Raw genomic sequence first — 26,154 nt, 5'->3', positions numbered from 1 at the left:
AGCACGTCTTTTCCGTTGTATTTGGGCTACAAGAGTGCATATAAGCCGCTGTAGTCGGACTACAAATGCACTTTGAGGCAGCATCCGGCGTGAAAGATGCACCATGTCGGTGCACACCTGAAAGCTACAGGGTGATCGAGGACCAAGAAAATTCCTCAAGGAAAAAATTTTCGGATAAGCGAATCTGTACTTTGACTAGATTCCGAACAGGCAATGTATTTGTACCATGTAGTCGCTTCATAGTATTCTCGCCGCAACACAACCAAGCGCGGCGACACTCTTTCCTCTTGATTCGGCTGAAAACTGTAGTCTGACTACGCAAGCGTATTCAAGCTGCATACAGGGGGCGTAGAGAAGCCCAAGAGACCCATGAAACTTTTCTTCGCCACTTTGCTGGTCGGCAGCGCCGCCCTGAGCCCCTTCGCCGCCCAGGCCCAGTCTCCCGCGATCGCCCACATGGAGCCGCCGTTCTGGTGGGTCGGCATGCAGCACAAGGGATTGCAGCTGATGGTGCATGGCGAGCGTATCGCCGACCTGGAACCTTCCCTCGCCTATCCGGGCGTGCGCATCGCCTCGGTGACCCGGGTACCGAGCAGGAACTACCTGTTCATCGATCTCGAGATCGGCCAGGACGCGCGGCCGGGCAAGTTCGACATCGTGTTCAAGGGCGCGGGCCGCCAGGCCTCCTATGCCTACCAGCTGCTGGCGCGCGAGCCCGGCTCGGCGCAGCGCCAGGGTTTCACCAGCCGCGACACGATCTACCAAGTGATGCCGGACCGCTTCGCCAACGGCAACCCGGGCAACGACAGTACCCCGGACACGCTGGAGAAGGCGAACCGCGCGAACGGCTCGGGGCGCCATGGCGGCGACATCCAGGGCATCATCGACCGCCTCGACTATATCCAGGGCATGGGCTTCACCCAGCTGTGGCCGACGCCGCTGGTCGAGAACAACATGCCGGCCTACTCCTACCATGGCTACGCCGCCACCGATCATTACCGCATCGATCCGCGCTATGGCAGCAACGAGGACTTCCGCCGCCTGTCGAACGAGGCGAAGAAGCGCGGCATCGGCCTGATCCAGGACGTGGTGCTGTCGCACATCGGAGCAGAGCACTGGTGGATGAAAGACCTGCCGACCCCGGACTGGGTCAACTACGGCGGCAAGTTCGTCCCGACCCAGCACCACCGCGTCGCCGTGCAGGACCCGTATGCCTCGAAGGAAGACGCCGACAACTTCACGCGCGGCTGGTTCGTCGAGAGCATGCCGGACCTGAACCAGTCGAACCCGCTGGTGGCGAACTACCTCATCCAGAACAACATCTGGTGGATCGAGTACGCCGGACTGGCGGGACTGCGGATCGACACCTTCGGCTATTCGGACGGCGCCTTCCTGAGCGAATACACGCGGCGCCTGATGGCCGAATACCCGAAGCTGAACATGGTCGGCGAAGAATGGAGCAAGCTGGTGCCGGTGGTGGCGCGCTGGCAGCGCGGCAAGGACAACTTCGACGGCTATTCGGCCTCCACCCCGAGCCTGATGGACTTCCCGCTGGCCGAAGCCATGCGCACGGCACTCAGCGACAACAAGGGCGGCAACGTCTTCACCGACGTGTATGAAACGCTTTCGCTCGACTACCTGTACCCGGAACCGGGCAACCTGGTGCTGTTCGAGGCCAACCACGACGTCTCGCGTATCTGGAGCGTGGTGGGCGAAGACTTCGACCGCTACCGGATGATGATGGTGTTCCTGATGACGATGCCGCGCATCCCGCAGCTCTACACGGGCGACGAGATCCTGATGACCAGCGCCACCAGGGAACGCGACGATGCCAGCTACCGGCGCGACTTCCCCGGCGGCTGGGCCGGCGACCGGATCGATGCCTTCACCGGCAAGGGCCTCACGGCGCAGCAGCGCGCGGCCCAAGAGCTGGTGCGCAAGCTGGCCAACTGGCGCAAGGGCCAGTCCGTCATCCACCACGGCAAGCTGATGCACTACGGCCCGCGCGACAATACCTGGGTCTACTTCCGCTACGACGGGGACAAGAAAGTGCTGGTCGCCTTCAACAACAACCCGAAGGAGATGGTGCTCGACACCCACCGCTTCCGCGAGATGCTGGCCGGCGTGGCGGGCGGCGTCGATGTCCTGAGCGGCAAGCGTTTCGAACTGGGCAAGGAGCTGCGCCTGCCGGCGAAGGCAAGCCTGATCCTCGAACTGGAGGCGGCACGATGAAGCGCAGCCTGCTGGCCACCGCCGCCTTCCTGGCCTGCCTGGGCGCGAGCGCTCAGGACAAGGAACTGTATATCCGCGGCGCCTTCAACGGCTGGGGTACCGACAACGCCCTCGCCCACAAGGGCCAGGGCGTCTACGAGGCCGACATCCTGGTCAGTCCCGGCAACCATGCCTTCAAGGTGGGCAGCCGCGACTGGAGCGACGAGTGGGTGCTTGATGCCAACAAGAGCGTAACGGTGGCGCCGGGCACGCCCTACCGGCTGGAGACCCAGGCCGGCCCGGAAGACTATCTGTTCGTGCGCCAGACCGGCACCTACCGCTTCACGGTCGACGCCTCCAACCCGGCCGCGCCGAGCTTGCGCGTGCTGCGCCTGGAGACGCCGCAGGCGGCCAGCGCACCCGATCCGCACGCAGGTCGCGAGGCCGTCGCGACGCTCGACTTCCCGACCTGGGACGGCAAGCAGGAAACTGCGCGCTTCTCCTCGCCCGATCCCGGCGCCGAGCTGCGGCGCTATGCCCACTCCACCACCCTCAGCCTGCGCGACCCGGGACCGCAGCACAGCGAGTATGCCGAGCAGCCCGGCCTGCCGCGCATCCGCAGCGGCAACCTGGCCTTCGATGCCCTGTTCGCGCTGGCCGGTTCCGAGATGCGCCTCGACGCGGTCAGCCAGATCCGCGACGGCAACTACAACGGCGGCACCGCCATTGCCTGCGAGTGCTTCGCGACCGGCGAGAAGTGGCATTACGTGTGGACGCGCGACCTGTCGTATGCGGCCGACCTGGGCCTGGCCCTGCTCGACCCGCAGCGGGTGCGCAACTCGCTTGAATTCAAGTTGTCCGGCTGGCGCAAGGGCTTGCCAATCGCGCCCCAGGTCGCGGGCAAGGGTTACGCAACTGAGGACGGTCTGCAGATCGTGCAGGACACCGGCAGCGGCGGCAGCTGGCCGGTCAGCACCGACCGCGTCACCTGGGCCTTCGCGGCCGAGGAAACCCTGCGCGCCCTGCCCGCCGCCGAGCGCGCCCCGTTCGCGCGGCGCGCGCTGCAGGCGCTCTCCAACACGATCGAGAACGACCGCATCGCCGCTTTCGACGCAAAGACCGGCCTGTACATGGGCGAACAGTCCTTCCTCGACTGGCGCGACCAGAGCTACGCCGCGTGGATCCCGAACGAGCTGGCCTTCATGTCGACCTCGAAGTCGCTGTCGACCAACGTCGGCCATTATCAGGCCCTGAAGCTGGCATCGACCCTGGCGCGCGAGCAAGGCGACCAGGCCCGGGCGGAGCGCTACGCCAAGTGGGCCGCCGCGCTGACCCGCGCCATCAACACCCGGCTCTGGCTGGACGATGCCGGCATGTACAGCAGCCTGACGGCCGGCCACCTCGACGGTGCGCCGCTGCACAAGTTCGACTGGCTCGGCCAGTCGCTCGCCATCATCAGCGGCGTCGCCAGCGAGGAGCGCGCGCGCTCGATCCTGGCGCGCTACCCGCACGGACCGATGGGCGCGCCGGTACTCTACCCGCAGCAGCCGGACATGCCGGTCTACCACAACCGCGCGCTGTGGCCCTTCGTCACGGGCTACGGGCTGCGGGCGGCCAGCCACGCGAAGAACGTGGCCGTGGCCGATGCGGCCTACGACTCGCTGATGCGCGGCGCGGCGCTCAACATGTCGAACATGGAGAACCTCGAATGGCTGTCCGGCCAGCCGCTGCTGCTCGACGAACGCAAGCCGAACCTGATCGGGCCGGTAATCAACTCGCGGCGCCAGCTGTGGTCCGTGGGAGCCTATCTGGGCATGGTGGTGGGCGAAGTGTTCGGGGTATCGCTCCAGGACGATGCCCTGGCCTTGCGCCCCTTCGTCACCGCCAAACTGCGCCGCGAGACGTTCGCGGCATCGAACGAGATCGCCCTGCACGATCTGCGCCTGCACGGCAAGCGCGTCGACGTACGCCTGCGGCTGCCGGCGGCGAGCCGGGAAGACGGCTACTACCTGGTCGAACAGGTCCTGCTGAATGGCCAGGCAAGCGGCGACCGCATTCCCCTTGCGCGGCTCCAGGAGCGGAACCAGGTCGAAATCGTGCTCGGCCGGCTGGCGCCCGGACAGCAGGACATCCGCCGCGTGAAGGACGATCCGTATGCGGACGGCGGCGCCACCTTCGGCCCGCGCGAGCCGGCGATCACGGCATTGAAGCGCGACGCCAAGGGCGTGACGCTGCAGATCGCGGGCGCTCCGGGGGAACAGGACGTGAGCTACAGCGTGTACCGCGACGGCAAGCGCGTGGCCGAGGGCCTGCCCGCGGGCAGCTGGCTGGATCGATCCGCGGGCGCCTTTGGCTGCTATGCGGTGGAGGCACGCGCCACCGCCAGCGGCAACCGCAGCCACCACAGCGCCCCGCGCTGCGTAGATGCGGGCATCGAGGTCGGCGTCACCGACCCGCGCACCGTCTCCAACGTCAAGCTTGCCGCGCCGAACACGCGCTTCCCGGCTTCCCGCCTGGAAGCCTGGGGCCAGCCCGGGGACCGCTTCGCCGTCGAACGCATCGCCATTCCGGCCGCCGGCAACTACCAGGTACAAGTGCGTTACCACAACGCCGCCAACCAGGTGAACCTGGGGATCAGCGGCGGCGTGAAGTGGCTGGCCGTGAAGGACGGACGCGGCCGGATCGTGGCCCAGGGCGTGGTGCAGCTGCCGCATGCGCCGCTGGCGAAGGCGGATACGCCGACGGTGTATTCGACGCCGCTGGCGGCCCGCTTGGGACGCGGCAGCTACCGCGTCGAGATGAGCGACTTCTACAATATGAGCTATCTCGACAGCAACAGCAGCTTCAGCGCGGCGGGTGGCCTCACGGGACCGTCGAACCGCTTCGACATCTATGGGGTCCGCCTGTTACGCGTGAACTAGGCGGCTTCGGCCTCGCCGGGGGCCGGCCGCGCTTCCTTGCGCGACGGTCCCTGCGTCATCAGGAGCAGCCGCCCTTCCAGCACGCGGAACTCGAGCGGCATCGCCATCGTCTCCACCTCGCCGTCGGCCGCGACCTTCATGCGCTTGCGGCCGTAGACCGAGGGCGTGCGCACCAGCAGGCGCTTGAAAGCGAAGGCTTCGACTTCGTCGTCGTCGCCCAGGCGTCCCAGCATGCCGCGCACCAGCAGGCGCAGCAGGCCCAGCTTGCCCATGGGCCTGGGGGCGATGCCGACCAGTTGCCCGTCCTCCACCGCCTCGATCAGGCCGTCGCGCATCCCGACCTGCTCCAGCTGCAGGCGATTGTTCCCTACGAACAAGGTCGTGGTACGCAGGCGCCGTTCCTTGCCGTCGAGCTCGAGCGTGATGCGCAGGTGGCGGTGCGGACGCAGCGCGATCTTGATGGCCGAGAAGAAGGCAACGACGCGGCTGCGCCCGTACTGGCGCTTGTCGTGCTCGCGCTCCTCGAGCAGTTTCGGGTACAGGCCGACGCTGGCGTTGACGAGGAAAATCTTGTTGTTGAGCAGGCCCACCTGCACCGGCTGCAGCTTCGCGCGCAGCAGCGCGTACACGGCTTCGGCCAGGTCTTCCGGAATGCCGTGGGTGCGGCCGAAATAGTTGAACGTTCCTTGAGGCAAGACGCCGAAGGGGCAGCCCGCCAGCACGGCCTGATGCGCCACCGTGTTGATGGTGCCGTCGCCGCCCGCCGCCACCAGGATGCCGCCTTCGGCCGTGGCGCGCGCCGCCATGCTGTGCGCCTTGGCCGTCAGTTCGGCCGGATCGTCGACCAGTTCCAGGGTGCAGCTGCGCCCGGCGGAAGCCAGCACGCTTTCGATGGTCGAGCGCCGCAGCTCGGTCTCGGAATGACCGGATCCGGCGTTGAGGACGATGAAAAACGGCGCATCGGGACGTGGCTCGGTGATCGGCATCGGTGCTTCGCTTGATCGGTTGGTGGACGGATGTGCAGGCAATCCTACCACCACCGCCCTGCCGCACAAGGTGCGCTAGCGCGCCTACGGAAGATCCATGCCGTACAGGTTCAGTTCAGGCTCGCCCGCCACCACGACCCGCGTTCCCTGGAAGCACATTCCCAGCCTGAGCAGCAGCGCGATCGAGGCCGCGTTGCCGGGTGTGGTGATGGCCACCAGCCGCGGGATGCCGAGCGTGCGTGCGTGCGCGACCACGGCCCGGGCGGCTTCGAAGGCATAGCCCTGGCCGCGGTGGCGCGGCAGGAAGGCATAGCCGAGGTCGACGTCTTCCAGCGCGTCGCGCTTGATCAGGCCGGACAGGCCGACCGGCACGGCCGCGCCCTGCGCGAGCAGCTCGACCATGTACATGGAATGGCCGCGCGTGCGCTGCATCGCCACCGGCCCGTCCTCGATCGACTTCGCCGCGGCCTCGAGGGTGCGCACGCCGCGGTCGCCGATATGCTCGATGAAGGCGGGGTCGTTGAACAGTTCCAGGAACACGGCGGCATCGCCCGGCTCCACCAGGCGCAGGCGCAGGCGTTCGGTGCGCAGGACCTCCAGGGGATGGCGGGTCACGCGTCCACCGTCGGCCAGTGGTCCGGGTCCTGCAGCAGCTGGTACATGACGTAGGCGTCCACGTAGCCGAGGCGCTTGTGACGGTAGGCCTTGGGCAGGGTGCCGACGATCGAGAAACCGAGCTTCTTCCACAGCCGGATGGCGGCGGTATTGGTGCTCACGACGTAGTTGAACTGCATGGCGAGATAGCCCAGGCGGCGCGCTTCAAGCAGGCTATGCTCGCCGAGCAGGCGACCGACGCCGGCCCCCTGCGCCGAGGGACTGACCATGTAGGACGCATTGGCTACGTGGTGGCCGCGCCCGGCCTGGTTCGGCACCAGGCGGTACATGCCGAGCACGCGCGCGCCGCTGGTCGCAACAAAAGCCGTCACCTCGGGGCCGAGCCAGTAGGCGTGGCCAGCCTCGCGCGGGGTGGCGGTGGTGAAGGGATAGGTTTCGCCGGCCGCGACATGGGCGCAGAAGATGCTCCACATCGCATCGAAATCGTGCTCGCCGGCGGGGCGGATCTGGATGTCTTTCACGGCTGTCGGGAACAGGTTACCGAACTCGAAAGCGTTCTATTCTAGCCGCAAATTGTCATCGATTACATGAATCGTGCGCAGCTTTTTGAGCTTATTTCGGGGCCTGCTGCGGCATCCGGAAATCGGTGGCGGCGGGCCGCCCGGGCAGGTGCAGGCTCACCTGGGCGGAGGGCGCCTCGGCCACCACGGCGCCGCGCCGCAGCACCAGCTTGCGCGCCGCGCGCAGGCGGATCGCTTCGATCGTGGAGCCGGCGTCCAGCAGCACCAGGTCGGCCCAGCAGCCCGGCGCCAGCCCGTAGCCCTCCAGGCCGAGGATGCGCGCCGGGGTCTCGGTCACCGCCAGGAAGCACTGGTGCATCGCCTCCACCCCGGTCATCTGCGCCACGTGCAGCCCCATGTGCGCGACTTCCAGCATGTCGCCGGAACCCATGCCGTACCAGGGATCGAGCACGCAGTCGTGGCCGAAGGCGACGTCGACGCCGGCCGCCAGCAGTTCCGGCACCCGGGTCATGCCGCGCCGCTTCGGATAGGTATCGTGGCGCCCCTGCAGGGTGATGTTGATGAGCGGGTTGGCGATCGCCGCGACGCCGCTTTCCGCGATCAGGGGCAGCAGCTTGCTCACATAATAGTTGTCCATCGAATGCATCGAGGTCAGGTGCGATCCGGCCACCAGGCCCTGCATGCCGAGGCGCCGGGTTTCGGCCGCCAGGGTCTCGATGTGGCGCGACATCGGGTCGTCGGTCTCGTCGCAGTGCATGTCCACGCGCCGGTCCTGCCCGGCCGCGAACTCGCACAGCAGGCGGATCGATTCGGCCCCGTCGGCCATGGTGCGCTCGAAGTGCGGGATGCCGCCGACCACGTCGACGCCCATCGCGATCGCACGTTTCAGGTTGTCGAAGGCGCCAGGGCTGCGCAGCAGGCCGTCCTGGGGGAAGGCGACCAGCTGCAGGTCGAGGTAGGGCGCCACCTGTTTTTTCACCTCCAGCAGCGCTTCGACCGCCAGCAGGCGGTCGTCGCAGACGTCGACGTGGGTGCGGATCGCCAGCAGGCCGCGCGCCACCGCCCAGTCGCAATAGCGCAAGGCACGCTCGACGATCGCGTCCTGCGCCAGCTGGGGTTTCAGCTCTCCCCACAGGCGGATCCCTTCCAGCAGGGTGCCGCTGCGGTTCACCCGCGGCATGCCGTAACTGAGGGTCGAATCCATGTGGAAGTGCGCATCCACGAAGGGCGGGCTGACCAGGTCGCCGCCGGCGTCGATCTCGCGCGCGCCCTGCGCTCCCAGCCGCTTTTCCACGGCCACGATGCGCTCGCCGTTGATGCCGATGTCGATGCCGTGGCTGCCGTCCGGCAGGGTGGCGTTGCGAATCACGAGATCCATGCACTCCTCCTTTTGTCCCTCCGATTGTAACGATTTCCTGGAAGACTGGACGGTCAAGCAAAATCCACAAGACCTGATAATGCTGCAGCGCAAGATTTCTGTAACTAAAGAATAAAATAAGTGGTTTGCAACACCGGCCATTCATGGCTACACTAGTTATATTGCAGTGCGCCATAAATGACTGACAAGGAAATCTCATGACTTCAATCAGCGACCAGTTTTCCGCAGTACGCAAGGCCCAGTTCGACGCGCAGTTCGATTTTTTCAATGCCATCGCCAGCCAGACGCTCGAGAGCGCCAGCCGCGTGGCCGCCCTTAACATGGCGGTCTCGCGTGACGCCGTCCAGCGTTCGCTCGGCGCTTCCTTCGCACTGCTGAACTCGCGCGACCCGCGCGACGTGCTCAGCCTTGGCGGCCAGGCCGAGGAAGGTTTCCGCAGCCTGTTCTCCTATGGCCGCGAGCTGTTCGGCATCGCTGCCGGCGTGCGCCCGTATGCCGTGCGTCCGCAGGGCTTGTCGGCGCCACAGGCCATCGAGACCGTGGAAGTGGTCGAGAGCGGCGTCGCCGAGGTCCAGCCCGCATCGGTTGCCGCCGTCGAGTCCGTCGTCGAGGCTGCCGTAGAAGCTGCCCCTGCCGTGGAAGCCGCGCATCCGGTGGCGGCCTTCGCTCCCGTGAGCGAACCGGTCGTCGTGGCCGAGCCGGCTGCCGCACCCGAGGCAGTAGCTGAAACGCTGGCCGCCGAGCCGGTCCCGGTCGCCGAACCGAAAGCCATCGCCAAGGCAGTCGGCAAGGGCGCCGCGCGCGCGGCCGCCGTCCCCCACCCTGCCGCTGCACCGGTGGCCGAACTGGCGACCGACGAAGGCGCCGAAGCACCGAAGCTCGTCCCCGCGCCGGCGGTGTCCAAGCGCAAGAAATAAACTTGCAGCACGGACGCGGCTGCGCCCGATTGGCAAAGCGACTACACTAGCGGGCTTCGGCCCGCTAGTCGTTTTTACGTGCCTGGATAGCGCGGGCTGCACCAATCTCAAGGAACAACATGAGTCTCGCAAGGCTGATCGGCGGTTTCGTCCGCCGTCATTGGCATGCCTATGTCTCGTCGGCCTTCATGCTGGCCGGCGTCGCCATCTGCACGGTTTTGATTCCGCGTAAGGTCGGCGCCCTGGTCGACGGCCTGGCGGCGCAAAGCCTTGACCAGGACGCGCTGCTGCTCGGGCTGGCCCAGCTGCTCGGCCTGGGCGTGGCCATCTATGTGCTGCGGGTCGGCTGGCGCATCCGCCTGTATTCGGCCGCCTACAACCTCGGCGTCGAGCTGCGCACGCGCCTGTACGCGCGCCTGGCGGCGCAGGGCCCCGGCTTCTACCAGCGCCAGCGCACCGGCGACCTGATGGCGCTCGCCACCAACGACATCGACGCCATCGAGATGGCGGCCGGCGAGGCGATGCTGGCCGGCTTCGACGGCACCCTGACCCTGGTCATGGTGCTGGGCATCATGACGCTCGGCGTCGATGCGCGCCTGGCCGCCGTCGCCCTGCTGCCCTTCCCGCTGATGGCCTTCGCGTTCTGGCGCATCTCGCGCCAGGTGCACACGGCGGAAGCCGATGCGCTCAAGCGCTTCTCGGCGCTCAACGACCACGTGCAGGAATCGCTGTCGGGGGTGCGCACCCTGCGCGCCCTCGGCCTTGAAGCGCGCAGCGCCACCCAGTTCAGCGACCTGGCGGGCAAGGCGGCCGACGCCAGCCTGAATGCCCAGCGCTGGGAAGCGGCCTACGAACCGGCGGTCGGCCTGACCCTGACCGCGGCCACCGGCCTGACCCTGGGCCTGGGCGGCTACCTGGTCTGGAACGGCGAGCTGACCGTGGGCGCGCTCACCAGCTTCTCGATGTACCTGGGCCAGTTGATCTGGCCGATGTTCGCGGCCGGCTGGGTGCTGTCGCTGATCGAGCGCGGACGCGCCGGCCTGGCGCGCCTGCAGCCGCTGCTGGACGCCCCGCTCACGGTCGAAGACAGCGGCACCTTCGAACAGGTGGGCCGCGGCGCCTTGGTACTCGAGGGTGTCGGCTTCGCCTACGGCGACGCCGGGCGCCCTGCCCTCGACGACGTATCGGTGCGGGTGGAGCCGGGCCAGACCCTGGGCCTGGTGGGACCGACCGGCGCCGGCAAGTCGACCCTGCTGCGGGTGCTGCTGCGCCAGGCCACGCCGCAGCGCGGCAGCGTCACCTGGGCCGGCCACGCGCTGGAGGACTACCGGTTGGACGCCCTGCGTGCGGCCATGAGCTGGGTGCCGCAGGAATCCTTCTTGTTCTCGGCCACGATTGCCGAGAACATCGCGCTGGCCCGCCCCGGCGCCTCGCGCGCCGAGATCGAGGAAGCGGCCAAGATGGCCTCGATCCACGACGACATCCTGCGCTTCCCCTACGGCTACGACACGCCGGTGGGCGAGAAAGGCATCACCCTGTCCGGCGGCCAGCGCCAGCGCGTCGCCATCGCGCGCGCCCTGCTGGCCGACAGTGCGCTGCTACTGCTCGACGACGCCCTGTCGGCGGTGGACACCGGCACCGAGACCCGCATCCTGGAACACCTGGACGAGCTGCGCGCGGCCCGTCCGGAACGCGCCGCGATCATCGCCAGCCACCGGCTATCGGCGGTGGCCGGGGCCGACCACATTGTGGTGCTGCGCGAAGGCCGCGTCACGGAATCGGGCACCCACGACGAACTGCTGCTCCTGAACGGCTGGTATGCCAGCCAGTGGCGCTATCAACAACTGGAGGCCAGCATCGATGCAGAGTGATACCAACCAGGTCCCGATGCGCGCCCAGACCGCGCAGGCCGCCGGCCTGCTGCGCCGCGCCGCCGACCCGGACCGCCGCCACCTGTACTGGGCCACGTTCTGGCTGGTGATCGCCGCCGCCCTCGAAGTGCTCGGCCCGCTGCTCGGCAAGGCGCTGATCGACGACCACCTCCTGACCCGCAACCTGGACTGGACCCGCATGTCGCTGCTGCTCGGCGGCCTGGTGCTCACCGGCTGGGCCTCGTCCTGGATCCGCTACCTGCAGCTGATCCGCCTGTCGGGCCTGGCGATGCGCTCGGTCCGGCGCCTGCGCGAATGGGTCTACGGCCACGTGCTGCGCCTGCCGATGGCCTTTTTTGATCGCGCCATCACCGGCCAGCTGGTGAGCCGCGTGACCAACGACACCGAGGCGGTCAAGACCCTGTACATCCAGGTGCTGTTCGTGATGCTCGATTCGAGCATCGTGCTGGTGGGCACCATGATCGCGATGGCCTGGCTCGACTGGCGCCTGATGCTGGTGGTGCTGGCCCTGGTGCCGGCGGTGGTCGGCATCGTCTGGCTCTACCAGCGCCTGTCGGCGCCGGCCGTCACGCGCGCCCGCGCCCTGCGCAGCGACATCAACGGCCAGATGGCGGAATCGATCGGCGGCATGAGCGTCCTGCAGGCCAGCAATGCCCAGGGCCGCTTCGGCGAGCGCTTCCTGCACACCAACCGCTCGCACCGCAAGGCGCGCCTGGCCGAACTGAAGGCCAACGCCTTCCTGCTGCGCCCGGCCCTCGACCTGCTCAACGTGGTGCTGCTGACCATCGTGATCTACGGCTTCGGCCAGCGCCAGATGAACGCGGTGGAAGTGGGCGTGCTGTATGCCTTCATCAGCTACATCGCGCGGGTGGTCGAGCCGCTGATCCAGATCACCATGCAGTTCAGCGGCCTGCAGCAGGCGGTGGTCGCCACCGCGCGCGTCTCCACCCTGCTCGACGAGGCCGGGGCGGCCGAACATGCGCAGGGTCGCGTCGGCAACGAGGCGGCGTTCGACGCGAAGGCGCCGGCGGTGCGGGTACGCGACGTCAACTTCGCGTACGTGGAAGGCCAGCGCGTGCTGCACGAACTGTCGCTCGACATCCCGCAGGGCGCCTTCTTCGGCATCGTCGGCCACACCGGCAGCGGCAAGTCGACCCTGCTCTCGCTGCTGCTGCGCTACTACACCGCGGACGAAGGGACCATCGAGATCGGCGGCCTGCCGCTGGCCTCGATCGGCAACGAGCGCTTCCGCAACGAGGTGGGCCTGGTGCCGCAGGATCCCTTCATCCTGGCCGCCACCGCACGCGAGAACATCGACATGGGACGCGGCCTGCCGCTCGCGCGCATCGAGCAAGCGGCGCGCGCCGCCCACGCGCACGGCTTCATCGCGGCGCTAGAACAGGGCTACGAGACCCAGCTGGGCGAAGGTGGCTCGCGCCTGTCCTCGGGCCAGAAGCAGCTGCTGGCGATCGCGCGCGCGCTGGCGGGCGAGCCGCGCATCCTGCTGCTGGACGAGGCGACCTCGCGCATCGACAGCGCCACCGAGCAGATCGTGCAGGAAGCCCTGGAAGAACTGCGCGGCAAGGTGACCATCATCGCGATCGCGCACCGGCTATCGACCATCCGCGCGGCCGACCGCATCATCGTGCTGAACCACGGCCGCATCACCGAAGCCGGTTCGCACGAGGACCTGATGCGGATCGAAGGTGGCCTGTATCAGCGCCTGTATCTGCTGCAACAGATCGCGATTTAATCCCTCGGCGCCGGCACCAGGCGCCGGGCGTCACGGCGCCGGATCTCGTCCACGACCTGGCTCGCCAGCCGGTCGAGCGCGGCGAACTGCGCGCCCAGCCCTTGCTGCAGGGCCGCCGGGACGCTGTCGGCGCACCAGCCGAGCATCATGCACAGTTCCAGGGTGCGCGGCGCTCCCGGCCCGCAGTCGGCGCCCAGGCGGCAGGCGACCAGCGCACCCCCGAAAGGGACGCCGCGCGCGGTCGAATCCTGTTCGTCCCGCACCGGCACCCGTTCATGGAAGACCGGGGACACCAGCGAGGCGATGACGTCCGGGTTGCCCTGCTCGAAGGCCGCCAGCAGCATGCGCGACCGTCCCTCGGGACCGTCCGCGGCCAGGTAGTCGAACATGCTGCCCAGCAGCGGATCGGTACTCAGGCGGAGGTTGCGGGCGGCGCCCAACTCGCGCTCGGCGTCTTCCAGGCCCTCCGGGGTGAAGTCGCAGCGCCGCAACAGTTCCTCGGCGGCGGCGCGGCGCGCCGCCGGCAACGCGGGCAGGGTCTGTTCCAGGGCGCGGCGGCAGGTTTCCAGCACGTTCGACGCGTAGAAATAGGCGCCGCTGCCGGGTTTGCGCATGGCTTCGTAGAAGAACACGCGCAGGTTGGGCGCCTGCACGAACCTGGCGTGCAGCTCGCGCCACGAGGCCGGCGCCTGCCCGGCTGCCGGAACCGGCGCAGCAGGGGCCCGCGCGGCAGGCGGCGCCGGCTGGAGCGCAGGCGCCGGCAGGGCGCGCGGCGCGGGAACAGCGACCTTGACCGGTTCCGGTGCGGGAAGGGTCAGCATCACCACGCCGGCCAGCAGGCCGGCCAGGCCGGCGCCGACGGCTAGTTCACGGATGCGCATATCGCTGGCAAGGCATTCTTCATTGCCCGCATGGTAGCAGCACGCAGGCCGGCTAGATACGGCTCCAGTTGAAGCAGCCCGCCGGCACGCCCGCCCCGCTCACCAGCAGCGCGCCGTGCCGGTAGAAACCCCAGCGCCGCTCCTCGGGCACCGCAACCACCACCACGCCCATCGCCCGGTCGCTCCACACCAGGCGCGCATCGAGCGCGTCGAGCGCCGCGAACACTTCGCGCGGCCCGGCGCCGGGATGGAACACCACGGTGGCGAACCCGGTCTGCGCCGGCGGCACCAGGGCCCAGGCGCCTGCGCCCGAGGTCAGGGCCAGCAGCGCCAGCATCGCGGCCGTGCCCTGCAGGCCGGGGCCGCCACCGTGGCGCCGCAGGCGCAGGCCGAGCGCGAGCGGCAGCAGGCCGAACAGCGCCAGCCACAACAGGTCCCATAGAAGCGGATCGTCGCTGTCGACGCGGATGCGGTGGATCTGCAGCAGCCAGTGCGACAGCAAGGTGTCGACCACGTGCCAGAGGCCGAAGCCGACCAGCACCGCTCCCACCAGCGGCCAGCCCCACTGCCCTGTGCCGCGGCGGTGCAGGCGCCACAGGCCGGCCAGGCCGGCGAGCGCGATCACGTACATCAGCGCATGGAACCAGCCGTCCCACAGCACCTGCATGCGCAGGTCGTCGATGCCCGGCACCAGGCTGAGCAAATGGTGCCACTGCAGGATCTGGTGCAGCAGGATGCCGTCGAAGAAGCCGCCGAACGCAAAGCCGAGCACGGCGCCCAGCGGAACCACGGTGTTTTCCACATCGCATCACCTCGCGTCGGAACGGGACGGCCAAGTATAGCCCGTCCGTTTTCAGGCGCCTGCACCCTTCGCAAGGTCTAGCCGCGCCGGCTCCAGGTGATGCCGGCCGCCACCGCCGCCAGCCCGGCCGCGAGGAAGCCGCCGGCCGACTGCAGGCTGGCGTCGCCGTGAAAGCCCACGGCATCCATCATGGCCATGCCCTTGGTCTGGATCATCACGTAGAAGCCGAACAGGAACAGGCCGAGGAACAGGCGCGGCGTGCGGCTCAGCTGCCCGAACAGGGCGGCGCAGCCGGACAGCGCCACCAGGCCACCCAGCAGGGCGAAGGCGCGCACCGGCTCCACGGGGCTCCAGCGCAGGGCGATCGGTCCCATGAACAGGAGGCCGAGCAGCAGCGCGGCCGCCCACTGGCGCAGGAAGCGGCGGCGGATCCCGCCCGGCACGGCGGCGCTCAGGCTGTCGCAGCCGGCACTGGTGTCGCGCGTAGTGCTCTCGCTGCACAGGATGCCCCAGAACACCAGGGCGCCGGCCAGCAGGCCGGGCAGGACCACGCTTGGGAGCACCAGGCCGCCGATGAAGCAGACGGCGAGCGCCAGGATCGCGCTGGGCGCCGACACCAGCACCAGGGCGGCATCGGCCAGCACCTGCCCGCCCGGGCCAGGGGTGCGCGCGGCCAGGCGCATCAAGGGCGTCACCAGCCGCGCCAGCGGACGCAGCCAGCCGTCGAGCAGGGCCAGGGGCGAACGGCGCCGGCGCGCCCTGCCGGCCTTGACGCGGTCCGGCGAGAAGCGGTGGAACAGCAGGACCGCCGGCAGCAGCGGCAGCAGCGCCAGCGCAGCCGACAGGAAGCGGTCGCGCACCATGGCCGTGGTCCACATCCATTGCGGCAGGGTGTGCGGCGGCAGCGCCGCATCGAAATTCATCATGCCGATGCCCAGGAACTGCGTGTCGACCTGGCTGCGCAGGCCGGCCATGGCGTGCGCCAGGCCGGTGAAATCGAGCCAGGCCAGCGTGGACACCGCGCTGCCCTCTTCCACCGCGGCGCCGAGCGACAGCATCGACATCCACACCACGAAATACAGCAGGTCGCCGGCCTTGCCCATGAGCGGGCTCCAGCTGTCGCACAGGACGGCGCAGCTGGCGCAGAAGAATGCCATGGGCAGCAGCAAGCCATAGGTCTGCAGGTAGACCAGGGGTTGTATCGGGCCTTCGCCGCGCAGCAGGTGGCAGGCCAGGGTGGTGAGCATGAAGGCGCCAAGCAGCAGCACCAGCGAGCCGACCGCGCCCAGCCAGCGGCTGGCCACCAGCAGCGCATCGCCAGCCGGGGTCGCGCCGATGACGCCGCCGATGCCGCTCCTCAGGTCTTCGCCGGTGCGCCCGCGCGCCAGGTAGAAGCCGGCAAGGCTGAACAGCAGGGCGCCCATGACGGCGCTGCCCAGCGCCAGCGCCGAGCTGGTGTACAGCACGCGCGCACCGTCCACCACCAGCAGGCTGCTGCCGCCCAGGCGCCGCTTCATGCCGCCCGAGAACGAGGCCGCGGGCCGGTGCGCCTGGTCGTGCAGGTTGACCAGTTCGAGCAGCCGGCGGATGCGTGTACCGTCGCGCACGCCCTTGAGGGCCGCGAAGTACTGCATGAATTCGAGCGCGCTCAGGTTTGGGTAAACGCCGAAATCCTGCGGCAGGTAGCCGAGGCGGTGCCTGATCGCATCCGGCTTTTTCCACGATGTCGCTGCCATCGAACAGGATCTGGCCGCTGCTGGGGCGCATGAGGGTGGCGATCAGCCCATCAGGGTCGACTTGCCGGCGCCGTTGTGGCCGATCAGGCCGACCACGCCCTGCCCCAGGGACAGCGAGACGCCGTCCACCGCCTTCACGTCCTTGCCGAATTGTTTGCTTACCCCGCGCAGTTCCAGCGTCTCTCCCCCTTTGCATTGTCCTTAGGTCGACTATACGAAAGGCCGAGTGCCGGCTCCAGCCGTTTGCGACAAGTGGTCGAAAACAGGGGGCTAATGCCAAATGAGAATCGATTTTATTCCCTATGCATATGTGTCATTTTGGTGAAATTTGAAGAGAAACTGAATTTCCGGTTTGCAACAGGAATATAATGGTTTGAATCAAAAAGACGGATTTTCCGCTGTCCCGAGACCTTTCCATGCCCTCATCCCTCTCCCGATCACTGGCGCGCTCGCGTAGTTTCGTGCTCGCCGCGGCGCTGTGCATGGTGTCATCCCTTGCAACCGGCGCAGAGGCGGACACCTCTGTGCCGCTGGCGCAGCGGCTGTCGGAAATCCGTGAGCTCAACAAGTACGTGCCAGAGCGCGCTCTGCCGCTGCTGCTGGCGGCCGAGCCGGAGGGACGGGCGGCGCCTCTCGCCCAGCGCATCGAATTCCTCAATCAGCTATCGCACGGCTACTACGGTCTCGGTAAACACGAGGCCGCCGAGACCGTGTCCAACGAGCTGGTGGCCCTTGGGCGCCGTTACGGCGCCGATGAAGCGATTGCCAAAGGGCTGCTAATCAAGGGATACATGGCTTATCGTCGTTCCGAGCTGGCGCAATCGCATCGTTATCACTGGGAGGCCGAACGGCTCGCTTATCGGACGAATAATATCGAGCTGCAAGTCCGCGCCACGATTTCTGGGGGTGAATCGTATGCGGAGGAAGGAAACTTCCCAAAAGCGCTCGAACGCCTGCAGGCCGCAGTGGCACTGGCGCGCAAGCATGGCGATCCGACCCAGATCGTCATGTCGCTCAACGCGCTGATTCGCCTGTACACGCAGATGCGCGCGTATGACAAGGGTTTCGAAGCGCTGTCCGAAGCCATCGAAGCTGCGCGCAAAACCGATTCGCCGGGGCGCATGGCAACCCTCAAGCACGCGGAGTATGGCCTGGCCGTGGACACCGGTCAGTATGCGCGCGGCCTGAAGGCGCTGCTAGATAGCCTGGCGATCGAGCGCTCGCTCGGCGCCGATGCAATGGTGGCGCGTACCCTGGTCAACCTATCGGACTGCTACCTGAAACTGCGCGACTACCGCGATGCCGCGCGCTTCGCGGAGCAGGCCATCACGGCGGCGCGCGCGCTGAATAACGCCGGGCTGGAAGCGACCGCACGCCTGAACCTGGGCCAGGCCTACCTGGCCACCGGCCGCCTGGAGGAAGGTAAGCGCCATATCGAAGCCGGCATGAGCGCCTACGAGAACCTGGGCGACCAGCCGCAGCTGCAGGCCGTGCTGGTGGAATACGGCCAGGCGCTCGAGCGCGCCGGCGACCTGGCCGGCGCGCTGCGTGCCTACCATCGCGAACGCAGGATTTCGAACGAGCTGTTCGAGAAGCGCCGCCAGCGCGCCGTGCTCGACCTGCAGGAGAAATACGAGACCGAGAAGAAGCAGCGCGAGATCGAGCTGCTGCGCAGCGAGAACCAGGTCAACCACCTGCAGCAGCGCGTCTGGTGGCTGCTGGCGGCGGTGTTCGCCCTGGCATCGGTCGTGGTCGGCCTGCTGTACCGCAAGGTGCGCCAGGCCAACGCCAAGCTCCACGAGAAAAACAAGGAACTCAAGCAGCAGAGCGTGCGCGACCCGCTGACCGGGCTGTACAACCGCCGCCACTTCCTGGACACCATGCTCCGCATGCCGCAGCCGGAGACGCCGGTGGAGACCGCGGCGCCCGAACAATGCGGTGCATTGTTCCTGCTGGATGCCGACCACTTCAAGCACATCAACGACACCTGGGGCCACGCGGCGGGCGACGCGGTGCTGACGGCGATTTCCGCCAGCCTGCGCGAGATCCTGCGCGAGACCGACATGATCGTGCGCTGGGGCGGCGAGGAATTCCTGGCCTTCCTGCCGTCGATCCCGCGTGCGGGCCTGGACGAAGTGGCGCAGCGCATCCTGGACGGCGTGTCGGCGGTGAGGATCGCGCACGGCGGCCAGACCCTGAGCGTGAACGTGTCGATCGGCTTCGTGCCCTTCCCGCTGAGCTGCGGCGGGGTGCTGCTGCCATGGGAACGCGCGGTCAACCTGGCGGATATGGCGCTCTACCTAGCCAAGGCGCACGGACGCAACCGCGCCTATGGCCTGCAGGGCTTCGGCGATGCGTCGCAGGTATGCGTGGAAGAGATCGAGCAGAACCTCGAACAGGCCTGGCGCAAGGGGCAGGTCAGGATGTCGGTAGTGCTGGGGAGCCAGGCTGACTTGCGCGCCAGCGCCTGAATACCTGAAACGTCCCGCTGCGACGCTGCGGACGATAGATAAGCTTGTTCCAAAAAGCGCGTCGACCCTCTACACTGGCATATTTACCAGCGGGCGCGCCTTGCCCTCCTCCCATGCTCGCCTCGCTCCTTTCGCCTTTCCAAAGCATCGACACGACCCGCAAATCCCTGCGCTATGGTATCGCCCTCGCCCTGTTCGCCCTGGCGCTATGGGTACGCTTCCTGTTGATCGGCGTGCTGCCCGCGCGCGGATTTCCCTTCCTTTCCTTTTTCCCCGCTGTCCTGCTGGCGGCCTGGCTGACCGGACTGGGACCCGGCCTGCTGGTCGCCGCCTTGAGCACGGTCGCTGCATGGGCATTCTTCATGGGACCTCCCGTAGCCCTGCACCTGATGCCGAAGAGCGACCTGATCGCCCTGGTATTCTTCGCCGGGATCCTGGTCATCGACTGCATCGTCATCCACCTCATGACCAAGGCGATGCGCCAGCTGCGTGCGAAGGGGGAAGAGCTGCGCGCCAGCCAGAGCGAACTGATGGCGCGCGAAGCGGAACTGCGCGAAGCGGACCGCCAGAAGGACGTATTCCTTGCCACGCTGGCACACGAGCTGCGCAATCCGCTGGCGCCGATCCGCACGGCCGCCCAATTGATCAGCGCCTCGTCGCGCGACGCCGGGATCGGGCGCGCCGCCGCCGTCATCGACCGCCAGAGCAGACAGCTGACGCGTCTGGTCGACGACTTGCTGGACGTTTCGCGCATCCACACCAGCAAGCTGCACCTGCGCCCGTCGCATATCGATTTACGCCAGGTACTGGACAGTGCGATCGAGACCTGCCAGCCCATGATCGACACCGGCCAGCATGCGTTCAGCGCCACCATCCCCGCGTTCGCGTTACCGGTCCGGGTCGACGCGGTCCGGATCGCGCAGTGCGTGTCGAACCTGCTGCACAATGCCTTCAAGTTTACCCCGCCGGGCGGACGCATCGCGCTGGCCGTCGAGTTGCGCGGCGCCGAGGCCGTACTGGTCGTCAGCGACAACGGCCGCGGTATCTCGGCCGCCATGCTGCCGCGTCTGTTCGAATTGTTCAGCCAGGAACATGCCAGCGGCATGCATGGCAACAGCGGGCTCGGGCTTGGGCTGGCGCTATCGCATCACCTGGTTGCGGCCCACGGCGGGAGCTTGACCGCCGCCAGCGATGGGGCCGGACAGGGAGCGCGTTTCGAGCTGGTTCTTCCGCTCGCCGAAGCCATCCCGGCCGCCGCACCGTCCACCGATGCCATCCATTGCGGCCCTGCCGGAAGCCGGATCCTGATCGTCGACGACAATGTTGATTCGGCACAGATGTTGCAAGCGCTACTCGAATCCGAGGGGCATACCGTCGCGCTAGCCCATGACGGTGCGAGCGCCCTCGCCACGCTCGGAGGCTGGCGGCCAGACGTCATGTTTCTCGACATTGGCTTGCCCGATATTTCGGGATACGAGGTCGCCATCCGCGCCCGCGAGTCGGGACTGCTCGATGAACGTACGCGGCTGGTGGCGCTGACGGGTTGGAGCGACGAGCTTGCGCGCGCCAGGTCGGCGGCGGCCGGGATCGAACATCACCTGAACAAACCCGTCGCGTTCGACGATGTGCTGTCGCTCCTGCCGGGCCACCACGCACATGTCGACAAGGCGGCGTTTGCCTGAGAACGACGCGGCCCGTCGGTTCAGTCGACCACGTCCTGGATCTTTTCTCCCGCGTTCTCGACCTTCTTGCCGACTTCCTCGGTAGCCCGCTTCAGGCCGCCCTTGGCGTCGCGGGTGGCATCCACGACCTTCTCGCGTGCCTCTTCGGTCGCGCGGTCGACCTTGGCCAGTTCCTGGTCCACTTGGCGCGAGACCTTCGCACCGGCCTCGTCCAGCGCCTTGCCGGCGCGCTGGGCCGGCCCCATCGCTTCCTCGTCACGGCTGCAGCCTGCCAGCGCGGCAAGCAGCAACAGCGTGCTCAACATGCTCGTTTTCATGCTTGACTCCAGCTGTCTGCTTGCCGGCCAGCATACACCGGTGCCGAAAAACGTGGCTGACGCTTGGCTCGGATAGCCGCTCACTCGTTGCGGGAGGGATCGGCCAGCGGGTGCTCGCGCTCGTCGACGATCTCCAGCCGCAGGGCGCGGGTCTGGTCGTCCTCGCCCCAGCGCTTGGTGAACACGGCCAGCCTGGCCAGCGCCTTGTCGTAGGCGCGCGCCCGCCGCAGTTTCTTGATCGCGCCGGAGGCGTCAAGCCAGGCCTTGGCGCGCTGCTCGGCGCGCGTGCAGTCGGCGGCCGCCTTGTTGAGCGACTGCTGCACCTGGCGCAGCTGCTCGGGCGTGGCGCGGGTGCTGCGCAGGGCGATCAGTTCGTCCTGCGCGTCCCTGGCCTTGCACTCGACGGCCAGCGCGACCGCACGTTCCATGCGCCGCTCGATGCGGCTGCCCTCCGGGCGCACCATGACCCAGATCAGCCACAGCGCCGCCAGCGCGGCGATCCACCAGCGCAGCCGGATCGGCGCGCGCCGCGGTGGCTGGGCCGGCGTCGGACCCGCTGGCGCAGCGCGGCCGACGCCGGGTGGCGGCGGAATGCCGCGTCCGGACTGCGGCTGCGATGGCGGCCGGGCCAGCCCTTGGGCCTGGGACTGCTGCGGCGCCGGGCCTGCGGCCGGAACCGGAGGCGGCGGCGCGGTCGGCGCCGGCGTCGGGGCGACCGTCGGCGCGGGCGGCGCTGCGGCAGTGGGCGCCGGCGCCGGCGGTTTCGCCAGCACCGGCGTCACCGGCTGCACGGCCTGCTGCGCCGTGCCGCACCATGGACAGAAATTCACCCGCCTCGGCATCAGGCGCCCGCAGTGCGGGCCGATGCAGCGGTAGACCGCGTCGTCTTGCACCATGCCGTCCTTCATTCGGGGTCCGGGACATCGTCCGGATCGGGAATCGCGTCGCCCAGCACCGCCGCCAGTTCAGGCAGCGCACCGACCGTGCTCCACTTGTCCAGCTTCGGGTTCCAGGCCATGTTCCAGGCGCGCGTCGCGCCGTCGATCTCCCCGCGCGCCGCCTGGCGCGCGATCTCGTCGATCGTGAAGGGGCCGCGCTGCGCGCCCTGCACGAACAGCTTGTAGCGCGGCCCGTCCGCCTGCCCCACGGCGTTTACCACCGGCGCGGCCTTGGCCAACTCCACCGCCGCCGCGGCGCGTCCCTGCAGCACCGCGGCCGCATGCGCGTCGCTGTGCAGGTACTGCGGCAGGATTACACGCTTGTCCACCGGCCGCTCGACCTCCCAGCTGTAGGCGTCGCTGGCGGAATCCGGCACCGCCTCGGTCCACCCCTGGATGCTGCCGAGCGCGGTCTCGATCTGGCTCGGCGACAGCGTCGGGTCAAGCGCGGCGGCGCGCCGGATCCACCCGTCGTACAGGCGCCGCGCGGTGATGTTCGGCAGCGAGGGCGACGGCAGCTGGGCGCCGGTCTCGTCCACCTCCAGGCGCGGCTCGTAGACGCGCAGCTGGTAGTAGCGCATCAGGGCCGCCAGCAGCACCAGCTGGTGCGGCCCCATGTTGGCCAGGCGGTGGCGCACGGCGCCGATCACCCCATCGCGGTAGTACGGCGGCAGGCCGTTGGAGCGGATCGCAAATTCGTTGCCGATCTGGAGCCACTCGCCCGAACCCGGCTCGACCTCGAACAGGTACTGGCCGCGCGGCTGGAAGCTGGCCTCGCGGTCGCCCAGGTCGGCCTTGCGGCGGATGACGCCGAGGGCGATCGCCTGCAGGAACCATTCGTAGTCGTCGGCCAGGCGGTTCAGTTCATCCATCGAGGGCGACAGCGGATGGCGGAAGCGCGTGGCGTCGAAATGCAGGTGGGTCGGGATCTTCGGGTTCTCGATCTGGTACGAGGCGCGCCAGGTCGGCAGGCCGCGCAGTACGGTCATCGGGTAGCCCGACAGCTCGATGTAGCACACCGCCTTGCCGGAAATCCCGGTGTTGACGACCGACAGCAGGTCTCCGTGGAAGTAGCCGGTGGGCACGGCGGCGCGCAGCTCGCCCTCCATCTTGCGCCAGGCGCTCACGTCCCCAACGCCGATGAAGCACTTGAACTGGTCGGCATTCGGCGTGAACTCGGCCGAGAAGCGCGCGTTCACCCAGGGCATGGCGCTGCGGATCCACTCGGCGAACACGCGCCGGCGTTCCTGGGGCGTCATGCTGTTCAGGCGCTCCAGCAGCGGGTCGCAAGGTGCCGGCTGCTCCAGCTCCTGGGTCGACAGCTGCAGCTGGGCGCGGCGGAACAGCTTGAGCAGCAGGTCGGCGCGCAGGCGCTCGTCGCCCAGCTGCGGGAACAGGCGTGCCGAACCGCCGAATTCCAGCAACACTTCCTCGCTCCAGCTGCTCACGTCGCTGCTCAAGCGCACCGGCGGCGGCAGCGTGTCGCTGGCCAGCTTGATGTAGGTGGCGTGCTCCTGGCGCGCATCGGCGCGCAGCTGGCTGATGCGCTGGTCGGCGGCCACCAGCATGGCCGCCACCATCCGCCGGCCTTCCTGGAATTCGCCGGCGACGCCGGTCCACTGGGCATTGCCGTGCTCGTCGGGCGCCTGCGGTTCGCCCAGCCAGGCCGACATATTGCGCATCACTTCGATCGACTGGTTGGCGGCGACCGCCAGCAGGTGGAAGCGCAGGTAGTCGGCGATGTCGCGCTTGAGGTGGTTCATGACTTCGCGCGCCTGCGGCTCCTTGCCGAACATGCGGCCGGCGGCCTGCGACAGGTTGTTCAGCGATTCTTCCACCTGGCGCGTGCGCAGCGCGTCGCGGATGTCGCGGTAGCGGCGGCCGTTGCGCTCGGCATTGGCGATGTCGCGCTGCGACAGGCGCGCCTTGACCTGTTCCAGCAGCGAGAGCACGAATTCCAGGCCACCCTGCTTGCGGTCGTCCAGCAAGGCGTACAGGCGCTCGCGCACGCGGGTCTTCTGGCGCGCCGTGACCTCGCTCGTGTGGCGCTTGATGCGGTCTTCGCTGGTCTCGGCGGTGGCGCCGGCCTCGCGGATGGCGTCGCGTTCCAGCTGAGGCAAGAGTTCGGCCACCTTCTCGCGCCACTGGCGGATGTCGTAGGAGGCCATGATGCGGTCGACTTCCAGCTGCACCTTGCTCTCGACGCGTTCGAGCAGCAGGCGCCCGTCCTTGTCGAGCAGCAGGGTGCCGGTGAGCGCATATTCCGGGAAGGGCGTGACGTCCACGGTGCCCTTGCGGAAGTCGGGGAAGATGTCGAAGGGCCGCTCGGCCATGTCCATCTGCTCGCGCATGAAGCTGTCGCGTTCCGCGTCGCCGGCGCGCCGCGCATTGCCGTCGCTGCCGGCCAGGCCGAAGAAGGCCTTGACCATCAGCCCGGCCAGCTCGTAGGCGCGGATGTCGTCGCGCAGGCTTTGCTGGGTATCCAGCACGGACTGGCCGAAGGCCGAATACACCTTCGAATAGGACAGGCGCATGTCGCCGAAGCGCTGCTCGGGCACGCGCGGGTTGTAGGGACCGAGCTTGTGCTGCTGCTGGTTGACCGCCACCGAACGCTTGCGGTTGGCGAAATCGGCCGACGCGAAATCTTCGAACAGGGTGTCGGCCACCATCTGGTACACGTCCTTCACATCCAGCGTGGCCTTGTTGGCGAGGTTGGCGGTATCGACGAAATACACGTCGTCGTAGGGCGCGCCGCGCCCTGTGATGCTGTCCGGGTCCATCCAGTGGACCTGCGCGTTCATGTCGCGCATGGCCGTCTCCAGCTCCATCAGGGTGGCGTAGGCATTGGCCTCGGTGCGTTCCTTGTTGGCCTTGGCGAAGCCGCCCGGCATCAGGAGCACCAGGTCGACCTGGCTATCCGACACTTCCTGGCGCGCGATGGCTTTCGACAGCCAGCCCAGGTCCAGCACGCTGCCGGCGCCGGTGCCGCCCGCGCAGGAGGCGATGACGACGATGCGGAACTTCGAGGTATCGACCTGCAGGCCGAGGCGCTGGTAATTCTCCTTGCGCTCGATGCCGGCGTTGCTGCCCAGGGAATTCAGGGCGCCCTTGATGCGTCCCCTCAGCTTGGGGTACTTGTCGAACAAATAAAGCCGCGCCAGCGCACGGATCTGGCCCGCCCCTTTCGAGGGGTCGATGCCGAGCGAACGCAGCTTCTTCGGGCGCAGCGGCATCCAGCTTTCGATCAGCGGGAAGCGCGCCAGGCTGTCGTCGGACTCGTGGTACTGGGGCAGGTCGAGCGGTTCGACCAGGCGTTCCTCGTCGGTCAGCTTGACCAGTTCGTACCAGGGATCGGTGCGCTGCGACTTGCCCTCGTCGATGACGGCATTGTTGTCCAGGTCGAAGTGCAGGAAGCGCGCCACCGGGAAGTCGGCGATCGACTCGACCCGGGTCGGGTTGTGCCGGTTCCAGACCGCCGACAGGATGCGGCGGCGGATGCGCATCATGACTTCCATGCCGGTGCCGCCGGCGCCGATGAACAGCGTCGGGCGCAGGTCGACCTTGAGCTCCGCTTTCGCGTTCAGGGCTGCTGGGTTGGGAAAATCTGCCATGTCGTTCTCTTTGAAGGATTACCGGCGGCCGATGAACAGGGCCGCGACCAGCGCCACCAGGCCCACCGCCACCAGGGGGCCGGTGACGGCGAAGGTCAGGAATTTGCTGGCGTTGATGATGGCCAGGACCGCGGCGGCCGAGAGGAAGCCCAGGCCGACGAACAGCAGCCAGCCGGCGCTGCCCGCCGACGAAGGGGCGACGCGCCGCACCACCAGGTGATGCACGTAGGCGTTGCGGACGAAGAAGTACACCACCAGCAGGATCACGAACACCACCGCGCCGATCGCCAGGTCGCGCGTCGAGGTGTCGGTGGCCGGCACCGGCGCCGTGGTGGTCCCGGGCACCACCTCGACCGGGCGGTCGGCGCGCTCGCTCTCGGCCTGCGGCTGGGTCTGGGGCAGCGAGTCCTGGGGCGAGGCCGATTCATCGGGCAGCTTGAAGCCGGGATCGGCGGGCGACGGGGCGGATGGTGTCTGGGTGCCTTGCATGGGTTTCCTTCCTTGTTATTGTTAGCGGCTTGG

Annotated in this window: 19 protein-coding genes and 1 pseudogene; 8 read left to right on the top strand and 12 right to left on the bottom strand. The window is 68.0% G+C overall.

Going from position 1 to position 26,154, the window contains the following annotated elements:
- Positions 1-369 precede the first annotated feature (369 nt).
- A complete protein-coding gene (locus FG94_RS18060; RefSeq protein ID WP_036214447.1) occupies positions 370-2,232 on the top strand; it encodes a glycoside hydrolase family 13 protein in 1,863 nt (620 codons plus the stop codon).
- On the top strand, positions 2,229-5,132 hold the full coding sequence (locus FG94_RS18055) for an esterase (protein WP_036214445.1): 2,904 nt from the start codon (positions 2,229-2,231) through the stop codon (positions 5,130-5,132). The genes FG94_RS18060 and FG94_RS18055 overlap by 4 nt, the downstream gene beginning before the upstream one ends.
- Here the strand turns inward: FG94_RS18055 and FG94_RS18050 are convergent.
- The 4 genes from FG94_RS18050 to FG94_RS18035 all read right to left on the bottom strand — a co-directional run bounded on the left by FG94_RS18050 (position 5,129) and on the right by FG94_RS18035 (position 8,632).
- Positions 5,129-6,118, bottom strand: a complete 990-nt coding sequence (locus FG94_RS18050) for a diacylglycerol kinase family protein (RefSeq protein ID WP_036214443.1) — start codon at positions 6,116-6,118, stop codon at positions 5,129-5,131. The genes FG94_RS18055 and FG94_RS18050 overlap by 4 nt on opposite strands.
- Positions 6,119-6,202: 84 nt before the next feature.
- Complete coding sequence (locus FG94_RS18045) at positions 6,203-6,733, bottom strand: GNAT family N-acetyltransferase (protein WP_229445987.1); 531 nt, start codon at positions 6,731-6,733, stop codon at positions 6,203-6,205.
- A complete protein-coding gene (locus FG94_RS18040; RefSeq protein WP_036214441.1) occupies positions 6,730-7,254 on the bottom strand; it encodes a GNAT family N-acetyltransferase in 525 nt (174 codons plus the stop codon). The genes FG94_RS18045 and FG94_RS18040 overlap by 4 nt, the downstream gene beginning before the upstream one ends.
- 91 nt (positions 7,255-7,345) lie before the next feature.
- Positions 7,346-8,632 carry an amidohydrolase family protein gene (locus FG94_RS18035; RefSeq protein ID WP_036214440.1) on the bottom strand — a complete coding sequence of 429 codons (1,287 nt, stop codon included), beginning with the start codon at positions 8,630-8,632 and terminating at the stop codon, positions 7,346-7,348.
- 197 nt (positions 8,633-8,829) lie between these two features.
- On the opposite strand from FG94_RS18035, the gene FG94_RS18030 reads away from it, so the two are divergent.
- From FG94_RS18030 to FG94_RS18020, 3 genes are all read left to right on the top strand, one after another.
- A complete protein-coding gene (locus FG94_RS18030; protein ID WP_051996903.1) occupies positions 8,830-9,549 on the top strand; it encodes a phasin family protein in 720 nt (239 codons plus the stop codon).
- A gap of 119 nt (positions 9,550-9,668) precedes the next feature.
- On the top strand, positions 9,669-11,420 hold the full coding sequence (locus FG94_RS18025) for an ABC transporter ATP-binding protein (RefSeq protein ID WP_036214438.1): 1,752 nt from the start codon (positions 9,669-9,671) through the stop codon (positions 11,418-11,420).
- On the top strand, positions 11,410-13,194 hold the full coding sequence (locus tag FG94_RS18020) for an ABC transporter ATP-binding protein (protein WP_036214436.1): 1,785 nt from the start codon (positions 11,410-11,412) through the stop codon (positions 13,192-13,194). The genes FG94_RS18025 and FG94_RS18020 overlap by 11 nt, the downstream gene beginning before the upstream one ends.
- Here the strand turns inward: FG94_RS18020 and FG94_RS18015 are convergent.
- The 4 genes from FG94_RS18015 to FG94_RS28650 all read right to left on the bottom strand — a co-directional run bounded on the left by FG94_RS18015 (position 13,191) and on the right by FG94_RS28650 (position 16,751).
- Positions 13,191-14,075, bottom strand: a complete 885-nt coding sequence (locus tag FG94_RS18015) for a hypothetical protein (protein ID WP_036214434.1) — start codon at positions 14,073-14,075, stop codon at positions 13,191-13,193. The genes FG94_RS18020 and FG94_RS18015 overlap by 4 nt on opposite strands.
- A gap of 52 nt (positions 14,076-14,127) precedes the next feature.
- Positions 14,128-14,877, bottom strand: a complete 750-nt coding sequence (locus FG94_RS18010) for a DUF2243 domain-containing protein (RefSeq protein ID WP_036214433.1) — start codon at positions 14,875-14,877, stop codon at positions 14,128-14,130.
- 77 nt (positions 14,878-14,954) lie between these two features.
- Positions 14,955-16,613 (bottom strand): hypothetical protein, encoded by a 1,659-nt coding sequence (locus tag FG94_RS28315; protein WP_051996902.1) that lies wholly within the window; start codon positions 16,611-16,613, stop codon positions 14,955-14,957.
- A 42-nt stretch (positions 16,614-16,655) separates the two neighbouring features.
- A complete protein-coding gene (locus FG94_RS28650) occupies positions 16,656-16,751 on the bottom strand; it encodes an ATP-binding cassette domain-containing protein (RefSeq protein ID WP_373965337.1) in 96 nt (31 codons plus the stop codon).
- Positions 16,752-17,029: 278 nt separating this feature from the next.
- On the opposite strand from FG94_RS28650, the gene FG94_RS17995 reads away from it, so the two are divergent.
- From FG94_RS17995 to FG94_RS28640, 3 genes and pseudogenes are all read left to right on the top strand, one after another.
- Positions 17,030-19,084, top strand: a complete 2,055-nt coding sequence (locus FG94_RS17995; protein WP_036214431.1) for a tetratricopeptide repeat-containing diguanylate cyclase — start codon at positions 17,030-17,032, stop codon at positions 19,082-19,084.
- Positions 19,085-19,197: 113 nt separating this feature from the next.
- Positions 19,198-19,830: pseudogene (locus FG94_RS28645) on the top strand (histidine kinase dimerization/phospho-acceptor domain-containing protein); the annotation flags it as partial.
- Positions 19,831-19,998: 168 nt separating this feature from the next.
- On the top strand, positions 19,999-20,766 hold the full coding sequence (locus FG94_RS28640) for an ATP-binding protein (protein ID WP_373965387.1): 768 nt from the start codon (positions 19,999-20,001) through the stop codon (positions 20,764-20,766).
- A gap of 20 nt (positions 20,767-20,786) precedes the next feature.
- Here the strand turns inward: FG94_RS28640 and FG94_RS17985 are convergent, their stop codons facing one another.
- The 4 genes from FG94_RS17985 to FG94_RS17970 form a co-directional block, all read right to left on the bottom strand.
- A complete protein-coding gene (locus tag FG94_RS17985) occupies positions 20,787-21,083 on the bottom strand; it encodes a hypothetical protein (RefSeq protein WP_229445986.1) in 297 nt (98 codons plus the stop codon).
- 80 nt (positions 21,084-21,163) lie between these two features.
- Positions 21,164-21,979, bottom strand: a complete 816-nt coding sequence (locus FG94_RS27695; RefSeq protein ID WP_161783979.1) for a zinc ribbon domain-containing protein — start codon at positions 21,977-21,979, stop codon at positions 21,164-21,166.
- Positions 21,980-21,987: 8 nt separating this feature from the next.
- On the bottom strand, positions 21,988-25,632 hold the full coding sequence (locus FG94_RS17975) for a tubulin-like doman-containing protein (RefSeq protein WP_036214428.1): 3,645 nt from the start codon (positions 25,630-25,632) through the stop codon (positions 21,988-21,990).
- Between the two features lie 18 nt (positions 25,633-25,650).
- On the bottom strand, positions 25,651-26,121 hold the full coding sequence (locus tag FG94_RS17970; protein ID WP_036214426.1) for a hypothetical protein: 471 nt from the start codon (positions 26,119-26,121) through the stop codon (positions 25,651-25,653).
- Positions 26,122-26,154 lie beyond the last annotated feature (33 nt).

Origin of the sequence: Massilia sp. LC238, assembly GCF_000735635.1 — a bacterium.
Lineage (GTDB): Bacteria > Pseudomonadota > Gammaproteobacteria > Burkholderiales > Burkholderiaceae_D > Telluria > Telluria varians.
Note: the sequence above shows the minus strand (reverse complement) of the source record. Positions and strands in the feature narration are given on the sequence as shown.

Bases quoted from the DNA above. Each gene is read 5' to 3' on its own strand.
- FG94_RS18020 (WP_036214436.1), top strand. From the start codon at position 11,410: ATGCAGAGTGATACCAACCAGGTCCCGATGCGCGCCCAGACCGCGCAG.
- FG94_RS18015 (WP_036214434.1), bottom strand. From the start codon at position 14,075: ATGCGCATCCGTGAACTAGCCGTCGGCGCCGGCCTGGCCGGCCTGCTG.
- FG94_RS17985 (WP_229445986.1), bottom strand. From the start codon at position 21,083: ATGAAAACGAGCATGTTGAGCACGCTGTTGCTGCTTGCCGCGCTGGCA.
- FG94_RS18055 (WP_036214445.1), top strand. From the start codon at position 2,229: ATGAAGCGCAGCCTGCTGGCCACCGCCGCCTTCCTGGCCTGCCTGGGC.
- FG94_RS28315 (WP_051996902.1), bottom strand. From the start codon at position 16,613: ATGGCAGCGACATCGTGGAAAAAGCCGGATGCGATCAGGCACCGCCTC.
- FG94_RS17975 (WP_036214428.1), bottom strand. From the start codon at position 25,632: ATGGCAGATTTTCCCAACCCAGCAGCCCTGAACGCGAAAGCGGAGCTC.
- FG94_RS17995 (WP_036214431.1), top strand. From the start codon at position 17,030: ATGCCCTCATCCCTCTCCCGATCACTGGCGCGCTCGCGTAGTTTCGTG.
- FG94_RS18060 (WP_036214447.1), top strand. From the start codon at position 370: ATGAAACTTTTCTTCGCCACTTTGCTGGTCGGCAGCGCCGCCCTGAGC.
- FG94_RS18050 (WP_036214443.1), bottom strand. From the start codon at position 6,118: ATGCCGATCACCGAGCCACGTCCCGATGCGCCGTTTTTCATCGTCCTC.
- FG94_RS27695 (WP_161783979.1), bottom strand. From the start codon at position 21,979: ATGGTGCAAGACGACGCGGTCTACCGCTGCATCGGCCCGCACTGCGGG.
- FG94_RS18030 (WP_051996903.1), top strand. From the start codon at position 8,830: ATGACTTCAATCAGCGACCAGTTTTCCGCAGTACGCAAGGCCCAGTTC.
- FG94_RS17970 (WP_036214426.1), bottom strand. From the start codon at position 26,121: ATGCAAGGCACCCAGACACCATCCGCCCCGTCGCCCGCCGATCCCGGC.
- FG94_RS18035 (WP_036214440.1), bottom strand. From the start codon at position 8,632: ATGGATCTCGTGATTCGCAACGCCACCCTGCCGGACGGCAGCCACGGC.
- FG94_RS18025 (WP_036214438.1), top strand. From the start codon at position 9,669: ATGAGTCTCGCAAGGCTGATCGGCGGTTTCGTCCGCCGTCATTGGCAT.